The sequence below is a fragment of the Streptomyces sp. NPDC094034 genome (assembly GCF_040303865.1).
Lineage (GTDB): Bacteria > Actinomycetota > Actinomycetes > Streptomycetales > Streptomycetaceae > Streptomyces.
The window spans coordinates 1-14091 of the sequence record NZ_JBEOUD010000061.1; the positions used below are offsets into that span (position 1 = coordinate 1).

The 14091-nt window shown below is 66.5% G+C and carries 13 protein-coding genes; 12 read left to right on the forward strand and 1 reads right to left on the reverse strand.

What is annotated here, in order from left to right; translation table 11 throughout:
• The first annotated feature begins 305 nt into the window (after window positions 1-305).
• The 12 genes from ABTZ59_RS33790 (at window position 306) to ABTZ59_RS33845 (ending at window position 13598) form a co-directional block, all read left to right on the forward strand.
• Entirely contained in the window at window positions 306-584 is a 279-nt protein-coding gene (locus tag ABTZ59_RS33790) for a hypothetical protein (protein WP_351423276.1), read from the forward strand.
• 256 nt (window positions 585-840) lie between these two features.
• Complete coding sequence (locus ABTZ59_RS33795) at window positions 841-1779, forward strand: ABC transporter permease (RefSeq protein WP_351423281.1); 939 nt, start codon at window positions 841-843, stop codon at window positions 1777-1779.
• 95 nt (window positions 1780-1874) lie between these two features.
• On the forward strand, window positions 1875-3578 hold the full coding sequence (locus ABTZ59_RS33800) for a dipeptide/oligopeptide/nickel ABC transporter permease/ATP-binding protein (protein ID WP_351423288.1): 1704 nt from the start codon (window positions 1875-1877) through the stop codon (window positions 3576-3578).
• Window positions 3575-4420: an ATP-binding cassette domain-containing protein gene (locus ABTZ59_RS33805; RefSeq protein ID WP_351423295.1), complete on the forward strand. Its 846-nt coding sequence runs from the start codon at window positions 3575-3577 to the stop codon at window positions 4418-4420. Before ABTZ59_RS33800 ends, ABTZ59_RS33805 begins: the two co-directional genes overlap by 4 nt.
• Before the next feature lie 126 nt (window positions 4421-4546).
• On the forward strand, window positions 4547-6055 hold the full coding sequence (locus ABTZ59_RS33810; protein WP_351423306.1) for an ABC transporter substrate-binding protein: 1509 nt from the start codon (window positions 4547-4549) through the stop codon (window positions 6053-6055).
• Window positions 6056-6213: 158 nt separating this feature from the next.
• A complete protein-coding gene (locus ABTZ59_RS33815) occupies window positions 6214-6990 on the forward strand; it encodes an SDR family NAD(P)-dependent oxidoreductase (RefSeq protein WP_351423310.1) in 777 nt (258 codons plus the stop codon).
• A gap of 5 nt (window positions 6991-6995) precedes the next feature.
• Window positions 6996-7886, forward strand: coding sequence for an SMP-30/gluconolactonase/LRE family protein (locus tag ABTZ59_RS33820; RefSeq protein ID WP_351423313.1), 891 nt, complete (start codon window positions 6996-6998; stop codon window positions 7884-7886).
• Window positions 7887-8019: 133 nt separating this feature from the next.
• A complete protein-coding gene (locus tag ABTZ59_RS33825) occupies window positions 8020-8826 on the forward strand; it encodes an SDR family NAD(P)-dependent oxidoreductase (RefSeq protein ID WP_351423316.1) in 807 nt (268 codons plus the stop codon).
• Between the two features lie 47 nt (window positions 8827-8873).
• A complete protein-coding gene (locus ABTZ59_RS33830) occupies window positions 8874-9734 on the forward strand; it encodes an SMP-30/gluconolactonase/LRE family protein (protein WP_351423320.1) in 861 nt (286 codons plus the stop codon).
• Entirely contained in the window at window positions 9731-10777 is a 1047-nt protein-coding gene (locus ABTZ59_RS33835; RefSeq protein WP_351423325.1) for a zinc-dependent alcohol dehydrogenase, read from the forward strand. The genes ABTZ59_RS33830 and ABTZ59_RS33835 overlap by 4 nt, the downstream gene beginning before the upstream one ends.
• Window positions 10778-10819: 42 nt before the next feature.
• Window positions 10820-13021, forward strand: coding sequence for a glycoside hydrolase family 2 protein (locus ABTZ59_RS33840; RefSeq protein WP_351423330.1), 2202 nt, complete (start codon window positions 10820-10822; stop codon window positions 13019-13021).
• Window positions 13022-13091: 70 nt separating this feature from the next.
• Window positions 13092-13598 carry a hypothetical protein gene (locus ABTZ59_RS33845; protein WP_503003818.1) on the forward strand — a complete coding sequence of 169 codons (507 nt, stop codon included), beginning with the start codon at window positions 13092-13094 and terminating at the stop codon, window positions 13596-13598.
• Here the strand turns inward: ABTZ59_RS33845 and ABTZ59_RS33850 are convergent.
• On the reverse strand, window positions 13595-14011 hold the full coding sequence (locus tag ABTZ59_RS33850; RefSeq protein ID WP_351423338.1) for a VOC family protein: 417 nt from the start codon (window positions 14009-14011) through the stop codon (window positions 13595-13597). The two genes, ABTZ59_RS33845 and ABTZ59_RS33850, sit on opposite strands and share 4 nt — an antisense overlap.
• Window positions 14012-14091: the final 80 nt, after the last annotated feature.

Sequence of the window (14091 nt, forward strand, 5' to 3'; positions counted from 1 at the left end):
CGACCCCAGGCCCTACGTCTGGACGAAGACCGCAGACGAGATCCTCGAACGCCTCGCCAGCTATCTGAACAGAATTCCTGACTCAGAAGACTAGGCGGCATGTCGACACCGTTGAGCGGATCACAGGTCGCGTCGAGGTCGATGTCACGTCGGCGGGCGGGTGCGAGGACGCCGTATCGGCGATCGTGCAGTGCATCGGTGCTGCTGCGCGATCATTGCCCGCTACGTGCGTCGAGTCGTCCGAATTCGCTTGCGTCGGCGGTCAGGTACTTCCCGGCGCCCGCCCGTCGGCTGATGACGCGCTCGTGATCGGTCTGGCCCACTCCGGGTGCCACGACGGTGTCGAGATCCGCCGCGAGCGCGATGACCACGATCTCGACATCCACATCGGTCCCGTCACCCCGCGCGTCGTGGCCAGGTCATTCGATGGTGGCGACGACGTCATGGTGTTCCGCAGGCTCGTCACCATCGACGCTGCCTCACGGTCCGCGCGGCTGTCCTCGGGCCAGATCGCGTCGCTCCTGGGCGACGTGACGACGCGGATAGACCGGTGGGCGGCTGGACGTCACCAGCGCCATGCGTGACGACCACTCTGCCCCCGCCGTTGGTGACGCAAGCCGCGCGGTAGCCGGTTCCTCGACGAGGGACGACGCTGCCGACACCGTGTCGGACTGCTCATTCCGTACGCACCGATGTGCCCCATCGGCGAGTTCTCGCGCAGATCGCCAAATTTCCGGACTACCCAACCGCTGACATGACGTCAGCCGCACGACGCGTGGAGGTAGTGATGTTCATGCTGGGCGTCCTCAACCCGAACTCAGTGAGTTGCGAGGCCGGCGGATGATCCCATTCCTGCTGCGCCGTCTTGTGAGCGGGATCATCGTGATCATCGTTGTCACCTCCCTGGTGTTCTTCCTGACCTACGGCGCGAGCCTCGACATCGCCCGCAACATCCTGGGTCCGTCCGCATCCAACGAACAGGTTGCGATCCTCAACGAGAAGCTCGGCCTGGACAGGCCTCTGGTCGAGCAGTACTTCCACTGGATCGCGCACGCCCTGCACGGTGACCTGGGCGTCTCCTACTTCACCTCAGAGCCCATCGCCTCGGCGATATCCAGTCGTCTCCCGGTCACATTCTCGATGGTGGTCGTCGCACTGCTGATCACGGTGGTCGCGAGCCTCGCGCTGGGCATCACCGCGGCGGCTCGGGGTGGCGTTGTCGACCGCGTGCTGCAGTCGATCGGGACGATGTCGTACGTCCTCCCGGTTATCATCCTTGCGATCGGGCTCGTCTACGTTTTCGCCATCGTGCTGCGCTGGGTGCCCGCGATCGGGTTCGTACCGATCACCCAGTCACCGGGGCGCTGGCTGGCGTCGGTCATCCTGCCTTCCATCACGCTGGCCATCGGCGGCATCGCCGGCCTCGCCGCGCAGATCCGCGGCTCGCTCGTGGACGAGCTCGGCCTGGACTACATCCGCACGTTGCGCAGCCGAGGCGTGTCAGAGCGCGCGATTCTCTGCAAGCACGCGCTGCGCAACGCGGCCGGGCCGGCGCTCACCGTGTTCTCGCTCCAGTTCATCGGCATCTTCGGGGCATCGCTCTTCATCGAGCGGATATTCGCCCTGCCCGGCTACGGCGCCTACGCCATGAACGCCACCGTGCAAGGCGACCTGCCCGCACTGCTCGGCGTCACGCTCGTCAGCGTCGTGCTCGTCGTCATCGTCAACCTGATCGTGGACATCGCGCAGGGGTGGCTGGACCCGAAGGTGAGGGTGTGATGTCGCAGCAGATGGGAACCCTCGCGCCAGATCAGCCGTCCGTCGCATCGCCGCCCCGGAAGGGACGTGTCCTGCGCGCGCTACTGTGCGACCCGATGGCGATCGGGTCTGTCGCCGTGCTGGCCGCCATGACGTTGCTCTGGCTGCTCGCACCGCTCATCACCACCCACGACCCCCAGTACAGCTCGACCGATCACATCAATGCGCCGGCCGGTACGCCGGGATGGCTGCTCGGCGGCGACGGTCAGGGGCTCGACATCTGGTCCCGGCTGCTCGCCTCGATCGGTGTCTCCCTCACGGCTGCGTTCATCGGAACCGTGGTCGCCGTCGTCCTCGGTGTCGTCTTCGGTCTCCTCGCCGGGTATGCGGGACGCACCACAGACTCGATCACGTCGTGGGTGTTCAACCTGGTCATGGCCCTGCCGACCCTGCTCATGCTCGTCGTACTGCTGCCCGCGACGCGAGGGTCGTACCAGCTGACGATGGTGCTCCTCGGCATCATGCTCGCTCCCGGCGTCTACCGCCTCGTGCGGAACATGGTGATCGGCATCCGGCGGGAGCTGTACGTCGACGCCGCGAAGGTCGCGGGGCTGTCCACGCGGCGGATCCTGACACGGCACGTCTTCTTCGCGGTGCGCGGTCCGATCGTCATCCAGGCCGCGTTCCTCGCCACGGTCTGCATCAACGTTCAGGCCGGCCTCGCCTTTCTCGGCGTCGGCGCCAGTACCCCGAGCTTCGGCTCCATGATTTCAGCGGCTTTCACGACGCTGTACGGGTATCCCGTCCAGATGGTGTGGCCGACGCTCGGCCTGGTCGTCCTCACCGGGGCCTTGATCCTCTTCGCGAACGCCTACCGTGACGCGCTTGCCGGCGGTTCCGTTCCGACGAGGCGCCGAAACCGTCGTGCGCTCAGGGACGTTACGGAGCCCGCGGATGAGGCCGCTTCCGCGACGGAGCCACCGCTCGACGAGGCGTTGCTGAGGGTGCGGGATCTTCGCATCGGACATCCACGTCCTGACGGGACGCTGAACGAGGTCGTGCACCAGGTCTCGCTGACCGTGAAGAGCGGCGAAGTCGTGGGCCTCGTCGGCGAGTCAGGCTCCGGCAAGACCCAGACCGCGTTCGCGATCCTGGGTCTGCTGAACCGCCACGCCCACGTTTCCGCCGCGGAGCTGTCGCTGGATGGCCGTCCCCTGCTGAAGCTGACGCGGGCGGAGCTTCGCGAGCTACGCGGTCCCGACGTCGCGTACATCCCACAAGAGCCGATGTCGAACCTCGACCCTTCGTTCACTGTCGGCTCCCAGCTCGTCGAGCCCTTGCGGCGCACGATGCCGTCGGCGCAGGCGAAACAGCGCGTACTCACGCTGCTGGCACGGGTAGGCATCCCCGATCCCGAGCGCACGTTCACCTCGTATCCGCATCAGATCTCCGGCGGCATGGCGCAGCGCGTGCTCATCGCCGGCGCCGTTGCCACGCGACCGAAGCTGCTGATCGCGGACGAACCCACCACCGCGCTCGACGTGACCGTCCAGGCCGAGATCCTCGACTTGCTTCGCGAGTTGCAGCGGGAACTCGATATGGGCGTGCTCCTGGTCACCCACAACTTCGGTGTCGTTGCCGACCTGTGCGACCGAGTGGTGGTGATGCGAGAGGGCCGGGATGTGGAGACGGGCGATGTGCGACAGATCTTCCGCAACCCCGCACACAAGTACACGAGATCGTTGATCGATTCGATTCTCGGCGAGGAGACCGTCCGTACCGACATGCCGGCGCCCAGGGCAAAGGAAGGGGCGAGATGAACCACCTCCTGCACATCGACGACCTGAGGCTGCGCTATCCCGGTGGCAGGTTCCGCCATCGTCTGCCCGAGGTGCTCAAGGGGGTGTCCCTGCACATCGCACCAGGCGAAACCCTCGGCCTGGTGGGCGAATCGGGGTCCGGGAAGACAACCGTCGGTCGGGCGGTGCTGGGCCTGGCGCAGCCGACGGGCGGTGCGATCACCTTCGACGGCCAGGACATCACGCACCTGCCCGCAGGCCGGAAGCGGGAGAGTGCGCGCGACATCCAGGCGGTGTTCCAAGACCCCTATACCTCGCTCACTCCGGCGATGGAGGTACGAGGCATTCTCACCGAACCTCTCATCGCCCAGTGCGTCGAACGCGCCGAAGCAGAGCGCCGCGTGGCGTCGCTCCTCGACCGCGTCGGCCTGCCGAAGGACAGCGCGGACCGATTCGCCCGGGAGTTCTCCGGCGGGCAGCGTCAGCGCATCGCGATCGCTCGCGCACTGGCGCTCGAGCCGCGGCTCATCGTGTGCGACGAGCCGGTCTCGGCGCTGGATCTGACGACACAGGCACGCGTGCTGGATCTGCTGATCGAGCTACAGCGCAGCACCGGCGTCGCCTATCTCTTCATCACCCACGATCTGGCGGTCGTACGCCACATCAGTCACCGGGTGGCCGTGATGTACCGGGGCGAGATCGTCGAGACGGGTCCGGCCGCCACCGTCACGACGCACCCGCAGGACGACTACACCCAAAGACTGCTGCTCGCCGCACCCACCGCCGACCCGGACGCGCAGGCCGAACGTCGCGCGGCCAGGCAAGCATTCCTCGGACGAATCGAATCCTCGGTTTCGTCCTGAGGCCGTTGACCGGACGGCCTGCCAGACCGCAGGGCTTCTGGTCACACCCGGGGACGAAGGCCGCTCTCACCCTTTGCGATCCCCCTCGCTGTGACGGCAACGCAGACCATGACAGAGGAGTCACACGTGCGCGATTCAACCCGGCATCGCTGGACGGGCCTCACAGCCGCCGCAGCGGCCACCGTACTTGTACTGAGCGGATGCTCCGGCGCACTCACCGAGTCCAAGAGCGAGCAGCGGGTTCTCAGCATCTCCACCCGACAGGCGGCGGCGAGCTTCGCCATCGGCAAGTACGGCGGCGGCGAAATCATGATCCAGGCCTCGATCTTCGACACCCTGCTCGCCTTCGACCAACAGGGGGAGATCGTTCCGAACCTCGCGAAGAAGTTCGAGTACAACGCGGACCGTACGGTCCTCACCTTGACCATCCGCGACCATGCCAAGTTCTCCAACGGCGAGGTCGTCGATGCCAAGGCGGTCGTCGACAACTTGATGGTGACCTTCAAATCCGGGAGCAGCGACGGCTTCACAGGTGTGGAGACGATCAAGGCGCAAGCGGGGGACAGGGTGGTGATCACGTTGTCGAAGCCCAACGCCTCACTCGTGCCGAGCCTGGCCGGCGTGGGGGGATTCGTCGCCGCACCGTCCACGCTCGGTACCGCTGCTGAGGCGACCAAGCCTGTCGGCTCGGGTCCCTACACGTTGGATCTGGCCAAGACCCAGATCGGCGAGAAGTACGTGCTCGACAAGGTCGACGGCCAGTGGCGGGCCGACACGTACCCGTTTGAGCGCATCGAGATCTCCGTGATCCCCGACATCACCGCGGCAGTCAACGGCCTGCGGTCCGGTCAGTTGGACCATGCGGTCGGCATCAGCCAGGACCAGTCCACGTCACTCCAGGGCCAGTTCGCCACCGGCGTCGACAAGCCCACCACCTGGGGCAACATCTGGATCGCGGACCGCGAAGGTGACGTGGTGCCGGCACTCGGCGACAAGCGTGTGCGCCACGCCATCAACATGGCCCTGGACCGCTCTGCTGTGGAAAAGCTCTCACCGGGGCAGTCCCATGGCGTCGACCAGATCTTCCGGGCCGACGGCGGTGCGTACCTGTCTGACCTGAAGGGCCGCTACCCGCACGACGTCAAGGCCGCTCGCAAGCTGATGGCGGAAGCCGGCTACGCGGACGGATTTTCGGTGACGATGCCGAGCACGCTTGCTTCGTCCCAGTACGAGCCGTTCTTGACCCAGTCCCTCGCCGACATCGGTATCAAGGTGAAGTGGAAGAGCGTGTCACTGCAGGACATCGTTCCCAACCTCTCATCGAAGAAATTCGCGATGTTCTACTTCCCCACCACGTACTCAGGTTCCGACGCCCTTGATGTCGCGTCGGCCCTCGGCCCGGTGTTCAACCCGTTCGGCACGTCGACCCCGGAGCTGACGAAGCTGCTCGACAAGGCGAACGCGTCCGGTCAGAAGAACGCGTTCGCTGACGTCAACCGGTATTTCGTCGAGGAAGCCTGGTTCGCGCCGGTCGTCGCGAGCACCTTCCTCTGGGCGCACAGCAAGTCGGTCGACTACACGCCCCCGGCGGTCTGGGGCTACTCGGTGCAGCCCTGGACCATCGCAAAGAACTGACCACCCCACGTTGCCCCATTCGCCCTGCTGTCGCGAGGTCGGCAGCAGAGCGGTCAGGGGCGGACAGCGCCAGCACGCGAGGCGTTCGTGACAGGCCGGATGGACACAAGGTGCGTTTCGTCAACGCCAACAGAGAAGACGCAGAAGGAGGACCCGAGATGGGCCGGTTCGACGGCAGGACCTATCTGATCACTGGGGGCGGGAAAGGCATCGCCGCCGCGCTCGCGGACGAGGTCGCGGCGGGCGGGGGCGCGGTAGCCGTATTCGACATCGATGGTGACGCGGCGGCCGAGAAGGCGGCCAAGATCAACGCCGGCGGCGGGCGCGCGCTGGCCATCCAGGGCGACGCACGGGACGATGCGACCGTGCGGTCCGCGGTCGCGGCGGTGGTCGAGGAGTTCGGTCGGATCGACGGACTCGCGGCCCTCGCGGGTGTGCTCCGTCTCGCACCGATCGCGGAGGTCCCCGACTCCCAATGGCGCGACGTCGTCGAGACCAACGTGCTGGGGCCGTTTCAGTTCATCCGCGCCGCGGTGCCGCATCTGCGGGCGGCCGGAGGCGGATCAATCGTACTCGCGGCCTCGGCAATGGCCTTCGCGAGCAGCCCGACGGCCGCCCTGTACTCGGCGTCCAAGGGCGCGATCGTCGCGATGACCAACTCGCTCGCGGTCGAACTGGCCACTGAGCGCATCCGGGTCAACTGCTTCGCCCCGGGCACAGTACGTACTCCCATGGCACGCGAGCTGGCCCAGATGCAGGGCGCCGGCGACATCGACGCCACCGTCGACTCCTTTGGGCAGGGGCATCCCATGCTCCGCGTCATCGAGCCCGAAGAGGTTGCCCGGGTCGCGGCATTCCTTCTCAGCGATGAAGCGAGTGCGGTCACCGGATCGTGCTACGGCGTGGACGCGGGCCTGCTCGCGAACCTGGGGTGATCGGCATGCGTGAGCTCACCACCATCGCGACGGGCCTCGCATTCCCGGAAGGCCCCCGCTGGTATGACGGCCACCTGTACTTCTCCGACATGTACGGACGAGAGGTGTTCCGGTACCGCGAAGGCACTGGCGTGGAGTCCGTGGCCACGGTCCCCATGCGACCGTCCGGCCTCGCCCGAGACGCCGGCGGCAAGCTGCTCGTCTCGTCGATGCTGGACCGTCGGATCGTGAGGATCCGCGACGACGGTGGACTGGAAACGTTCGCAGACCTGCGGGAGTTGTGCCCGGGTCCGGTCAACGACATGATCGACGACGGCCGCGGCGGGCTCTACGTCGGCAACTTCGGGTTTGACGACGAGTCACCGGACGCGGTGATGACCCCGACCCGTCTCGTGCACGTGAATGCCGAGGGTGTGGCCGTTCAGGTGGGGGAGCCGATCATGTTCCCCAACGGAGCGGTGGTGACGGGCGGGGGCACGACCCTCCTGGTGGCCGAGACCTTCAGTTGCCGGATCCTGGCATTCGACATCGCGCACGACGGATCTCTCGGCAATCGCCGCGACTGGGCCGTATTCCACGAGCTGAACAACGAATACGACCAAGCCGAGGCGCTCGGCAGCGGAGGGATCCTTCCCGACGGCATCTGCATCGACCGCGAAGGAGCCCTCTGGGTTGCCGACGCGGGCGGCAAGGGCGCACTGCGCGTAGCCGAAGGCGGCGAAATCCTGGACCGCGTTTCAGCGCCGGACGGCAGCGCGGTGTTCGCCGTCGCTCTCGGCGGTGACCAGGAGGACACCCTGTTCCTCTGCATCGGCCCTGCCATGGGCAGCGCCGACCTCGACGTCGTACGCGCCGGCAGCCTCGCCGCATGCCGCCTGGACGTTCGGAAGGCATGAGCCGAATGGCCGCGGTACTCGCGACGCGGCGTTCACCAGACCCACACCCATCTGACCGGCCGCCCTGTCCTGCCCCGGCATGTGCCGGTGCCGGTCAGGTGGGTGTGCTCCCAGCACTTGAAAGGTGCAGTGCATGCAGGCTTCATCGGAATACACCGAGCCCACAGCGTTCGACGCCTCTGATCTCTTCAGCATTGAAGGACGAACCGCTGTCATCACGGGCGCAGCCCACGGCCTCGGTCTCGCGATCGCGACTGCCTTCGTCGGGGCGGGCGCGAAGGTGGGGCTCATCGATATCGACGCCGCCGCGCTTGCCGACGTCGAGGCGATGCTCAACAAGAGGGGACAGGCCGTCGCCCACACAGTGGACGTTCGTGACACGGCTGCTGTGACGGCCGCGGTTCGCGCAATCGCGTCGCGGTTCGGCGGGATCGACATTCTGGTCAACGACGCTGCGATCTTCCCCAGCGCCCCCCTGGCGGACATCGATCTCGACGAGGTTGCGACAGCACTCGATATCAACGTCGTCGGCTACCTGCGAACGGTCCAGGCCGCGCTCCCCCATCTGGAGGCGAGCGGCCGCGGCCGCATCATCAACTTCGGGTCGGTGACCTTCTTCCTGGGCAATCCGGACGGCCTGGGCGCCTACATCGCGACGAAGGGCGCGGTCGTCGGACTCACACGCGCCCTCGCACGTGAGGTCAGCCCGCTCGGCGTGACGGCGAACGTGCTCGCACCAGGTGCTTTCCCCACGCGTGCCGAGTTCGGCCTGTACGAGGACCCGGCGGCGTTCGACCGCTCAGTGATCGAGAAGCAGTCGGTCAAGCGGCGAGGCTCGGTCTCCGACATCGGCGCGACGGCGATCTACCTGGCGAGCGACGCCTCAGCCTTCGTCACAGGACAGACGCTCCTCGTCGACGGCGGCTGGACCTTCAACTGACCCGGCCGCCGCGACAGCCGGCAACGCATCACGAAAGGAAGGAAATTATGGACAAGTACATGGGCAAGGACGTTCCCATGAACGTCCTGTGCGAAGGCGCCACGACCGAGGTTCGTATCTCGCATCCCGAGGGGATCGCCGTCGACCAGGAGGGAAATATCTGGTGCGGTGGAGATCGCGGCGAGATCTACCGGATCGCCCCCGACGGAAGCAGCTGGGAGATCGTCGCGAGCACCGAGGGCTTCTGCCTGGGCATGGCCTTCGACCACAACGGTGACCTCTTCATCTGCGACATGAAGCATGCCGCGGTGTTCCGCCTCGAGGTCGCGACCCGCACGCTCACTCTCTTCGCGGACGGCGTCGAAGGACATCGGTTCCTCCTGCCCAACTACCCGGCCTTCGACCGCCAGGGCCGCCTGTTCGTGTCCGACAGCTGGAAGTTCGACGAACCAGGACCCGGCGTCCTCGTCTTCAACCCCGACGGATCCGGGGAGGTCTGGCACGAAGGGCCGTTCACCTTCGCCAACGGGCTGGCGTTCAGCCCGGACGGATCGACGCTCTACGTCGCCGAGACGTTCCGCAACGCCATCAGCGCCATCGCGGTGGAGGCCGACGGCTCGGCGGGGGACAAGCGCGACCTCGCCATCCTGCCGGGCATCTATCCCGACGGGCTCGCTGTGGGCGAGGACGGGTCGGTCTTCGTGGGCTGCTACGAACCGAGCAAGGTTCTCAACGTCTCGATGGACGGCACCGCCACCGTCGTCGGCGAGGATGACTCGGCCCACACGCTCGCCCACCCCACGAACCTCGCCTTCCAGGGCAATCGCCTGTTGTCGAGCAACCTCGGCCGGTGGCATATCACCGAGATCGCGGTGAACCTCGGCGGCGTCCCCCTGCCGCCGAAGTGACCACGGGCACGCCGGAACGGCGAACGAGCAAGGCCAAGGCGATAGTCAAGACCACCAGGGGCGCCGGCGGGGTGGAAATCCGTGACGTCTACGTGCGCCCGCCGAGCGCGGGTGAGGTAGTGGTGGAGGTCGCCGCGGCAGGGGTGTGCGGGACCGATCTGCACATCATGGACGGCGAATGGCCTACTGAGCCCCCCGTGGTCATGGGGCACGAGACGAGCGGCACGGTCGTCGAGTGCGGCGACGGGGTTGGCGACGAGTGGCTCGGTGCGCGCGTTGTCGCGGAGGTCATCGTCGCGGACGGCACATGTCGCAACTGTCTGCGAGGCCGGCGCAACCTCTGTGAGAACCGCCGCGCCATCGGACGCCTCGCCGATGGCGCGTTCACCAGGCACCTCACGATCCCTGTGCAGAACCTGCACCTGGTGCCCAACGGGCTCGAACTCCTCGACGCGGCGCTTGCCGAACCGCTTGCCTGCGTGCTCGGTGCGCTCGACTTCCCGCCCGTGGTAGCGCCCGGTGACCGTGTACTCGTGACCGGCCCCGGAACCGTCGGGCTGCTGGCCGCGCAGGTGGCACGCCTGGCGGGGGGCACACCGACGGTAGCCGGCACACCCCGGGACTCGAACCGGCTCACGGTAGCGCGGGATCTCGGATTCCCTGTCGTGGGAGAGTCCGCGCCCCTGGACGCGAGCGCGGTCCGCGAACAGTTCGACGTCGTCATCGAGTGCTCCGGGGCGGTGGCCGCGGCGAATCTGTGCCTCACGGCCTGCGCGAAAGCCGGAACCTACGTCCAGCTCGGCATCTTCGGAGCCCCCACACCCATCGACATGGACCAGTTCTGCCTCAAGGGGCTCTCCCTCAAGACGTACTACGGCGCGTCACCACATGCCCTCGACAAGGCATTGCTGTTGCTGGCCGGCGAAGGGGTCGCAGCTCGTCCCCTCATCAGCCACGTCGCCGCACTTGACGACTGGGAGTCCGTCTTCGAGCAGACACGCTCCGGCTCCGGACTGAAGTTCATCTTCGATCCGACCCTGTAGACCCAGCCCCCGAGGCCACTCAACGGAGAAGAGGGCACCCTCATGACACACCGCACCGCGCGGCATACCGTCCTCCTGGACGGCGTGTGGGACGTGGCAGACACCGTCTCCGCGACCGAACCGCCGACCGCGTACCGGCACCGCGTCCCCGTGCCGGCCCTGACCCATTCGTCGACGCCGGAGTTCCCCGGCATCGACGAATTCGAGACCCCCGAGTACGAGGTCGTCAAGGGACTCGTCGGCCTGCCATCGGACCCGCACCGCTTCACCGGCGCCGGCACCCCGGGCCACCCGCGGAATTACTTCTGGTACCGGACGACCTTCGAGGCCCCTGCGCCGCGCGACGTCGCCACACTGCGGGTGAGCAAAGCGCAGTTCGGCTCCGAAGTCCGGGTCAACGGCGTACGCGTCGGCGGCAACGACAGCGGATTCACCCCTGCCAACCATGACATCACCCATGCCATTCGCTGGTCGGCAGAGAACGACGTCGTCATCCGCATCGGAGCACACCCCGGCGTCCTGCCACCCGGCAACACGGCGGTAGTCGACTTCGAGAAGACACACTGGACTCCCGGCATCTGGGACACCGTCTCGGCGATCTTCAACGACGGAGTCTCGATCACCTCGACCCAGGTCGCGCCGCGGATCGATCCGAAGCAGATCACCGTGCGGACGCAGCTGACGAACACCACGTCGACATCCGTCACCACCACGCTCGCGCAGGCGGTGCGCGCATGGCAGGGCAGCGACGTGATGGCGCGAACGGAACAGGACGTCACGCTCGAAGCCGGTGAATCGCGCACATTCACGGAGACGATTCCGCTCCCCGATGCCCAACTCTGGTCGCGGGAGTCGCCGAACCTCTACGTGCTCGACACCTCTACGGGAGGTGACAGCACATCGACCCGCTTCGGCGTACGCGAGTTCAGGTTCGATGCCGCGACCAAGCGCGCCTACCTCAATGGCGAGGTCATCTTCCTGCGTGGTGCGACGGTATGCCTGCATCGCTTCTTCGACGACGAGAAGTCCGGGACACTGCCGTGGCAGGAGGACTGGGTACGCGAGCTCCTCGGCCCCATCCCTCGACGGATGCACTGGAACACGCTGAAGTTCACCATCGGACCGGTGCCCGAGAAGTGGCTTGAGATCGCGGACGAGGAGGGGCTGCTCGTCTTCTACGAGTTCCCGGTCTGGACCTTGATGCCCGAAGTGAGGCAGGGGTGGAGCAAGGAGTTCGACACCGCCACGCTTCGCCGGGAGTACGAGGCTTGGCTGAGCGAGAACTGGAACCACCCCAGCATCGTCTACTGGGCCGCGAGTCTGGAGTCGAAGCTCCCGCCCGAGCAGTCGAACGACATCATCGAGGCCGTCCGCAAGCTCGACCTTTCCGACCGCCCGTGGGGCAACAGCTGGAATCCTCCGCAAGGGCCGGATGATCCTCACGAGTACAAGCAGTACATGTCGAACGATCCGAAGTTCGACATGCCGCAGCTCGAGTTCGGCGGAGGCGCCCGACGCGCACCGTATGACCCGCCCACGGGACACCCGGCGCTCATCACCGAGTTCGACTGGATCTGGCTCACCCGCGACGGCGACCCGACCCCGTACACGAAGGACCTGTGGACGAAGACGCCGTACCCGCACGAGACCGCCGACGACCGCTTCCGCACCCAGGCGTACCTCCTCGCGGGGCAGATCGAATACTGGAGGTCGTACCGGAACTACGCGGGCATCCTCTACCTCTCCTACCTGTCGACCGGCTGGGTCGTCGACAACTTCCGCGACGTCGAGAATCTGACCTTCCAGCCGTACTACGAGGAGTACGTCGCCGACGCGTTCAACCCGCTGGGTGTCTACATCAACTTCTGGCAGCGGGCGTTGGAAGCGAACAGCTTCCGCACGTTCGACGTTTCGCTGGTCAACGACGGGAAGAAGCGGGCCACCGGAACGATCAACGTCACAATCGAGAACGAGGACGGAAAGGTGCTCGCGTCGTCATCGCGCCCCTTCGATGTCGTGCCCAACGGACAAATGACCTACCCGGTGAGCATCGACCTGCCGTCCGATGAGGGCAACGTCGTGCTGAAGGCCACGGCGCGGAAGGCGGGTGCCGAGGGTGAGGACGAGCAGACGATGAGCCGACGCTTCGTGACACTGCTCCCCGAAGGCTCCCTCGCCGGCGCGACACGCAGCCTCCTGCCCGCCGACCAGATGGAAATCGGAGGTCAGTTCACAGCGGACTAGATGATCGATTCCAAGGGATCGGCTGCGCGCATGAGGCGAGGGAGCCCAAAGTGCGGTTGCGACACCAGACTTGGACTGCCTCGCCACCGCTCTGTACGTGCAGACCGATGACGTACTGAAGGCTTCGCCGCAACTCGCGCCGTGGCGACCGGCTGTCGGGATCACCCCCAAACTCACCGACGCCGAGCTGGTCACCCTCGCGATGACGCAGGCCCTGCTCGGATTCACCTTCGAGGCCAAGTGGCTCAGCCACGCCCGCACTCACCTGCGGCATCTGTTCCCGTACCTGCCCCAACAGCCCGGCTACAACAAGCGCCTGCTGGACCTGCTCGATGCCGAACCGGAACTCCTCGCCACCCGGCCCGGAGCCGAGCTGTTCAAACCAGTGCGGCAGGTCATCGAGTCGGCCAACGAGACCTTCAAGGGCCGGCTCGACCTGGAACGGCACCACGGCCGCACACTCGTCGGCGGCGTCGCCCGCGTCATGCAGCGCATCCTCACACTGACCACCGCCATCTGGCACAACGACCGGAGCGGACGGCCCGTACTGCGCTCACTGACCGCCTACGACCACTAACCCTCGGGACCCATCAGGTAGTTGGACGGTGACAGGGTGCGCAGGACATCGAACTCGTTACCCTCGGGATCGGCCATGACCACCCAGCTCCGGCCGGTGCCCTGGCCCACGTCCACCTTGGTTGCGCCGAGGCCGAGCAGCCTGGCCACCTCGTCGTCAGTGCTGGCGTCGATCGGGCTGACGTCGAGATGAAGCCGGTTCTTCACAGCCTTGCCCTCGGGCACTTGGATGAACACCAGAGTGGGCGGCATCTGGCGGGCCCGGACCTCCTCGACGGTCGGCTCCCAGGAGCCGATCTCGACCTTGCCCTCGCTCCGGTCGATCACCTTGAAATCCAGGACAGCGCACCAGAAGGCCGCGAGCCGCTCCGGATCACGGCAGTCGACAACCAACTCAGTGAACCTACTGGTCATGATTCCCCCAGACAGTACGGACGGGGGCTCAGCCTATGGGGCCACGCCACCCGTCCGGCAAGTCCAAAATCGCTACGACC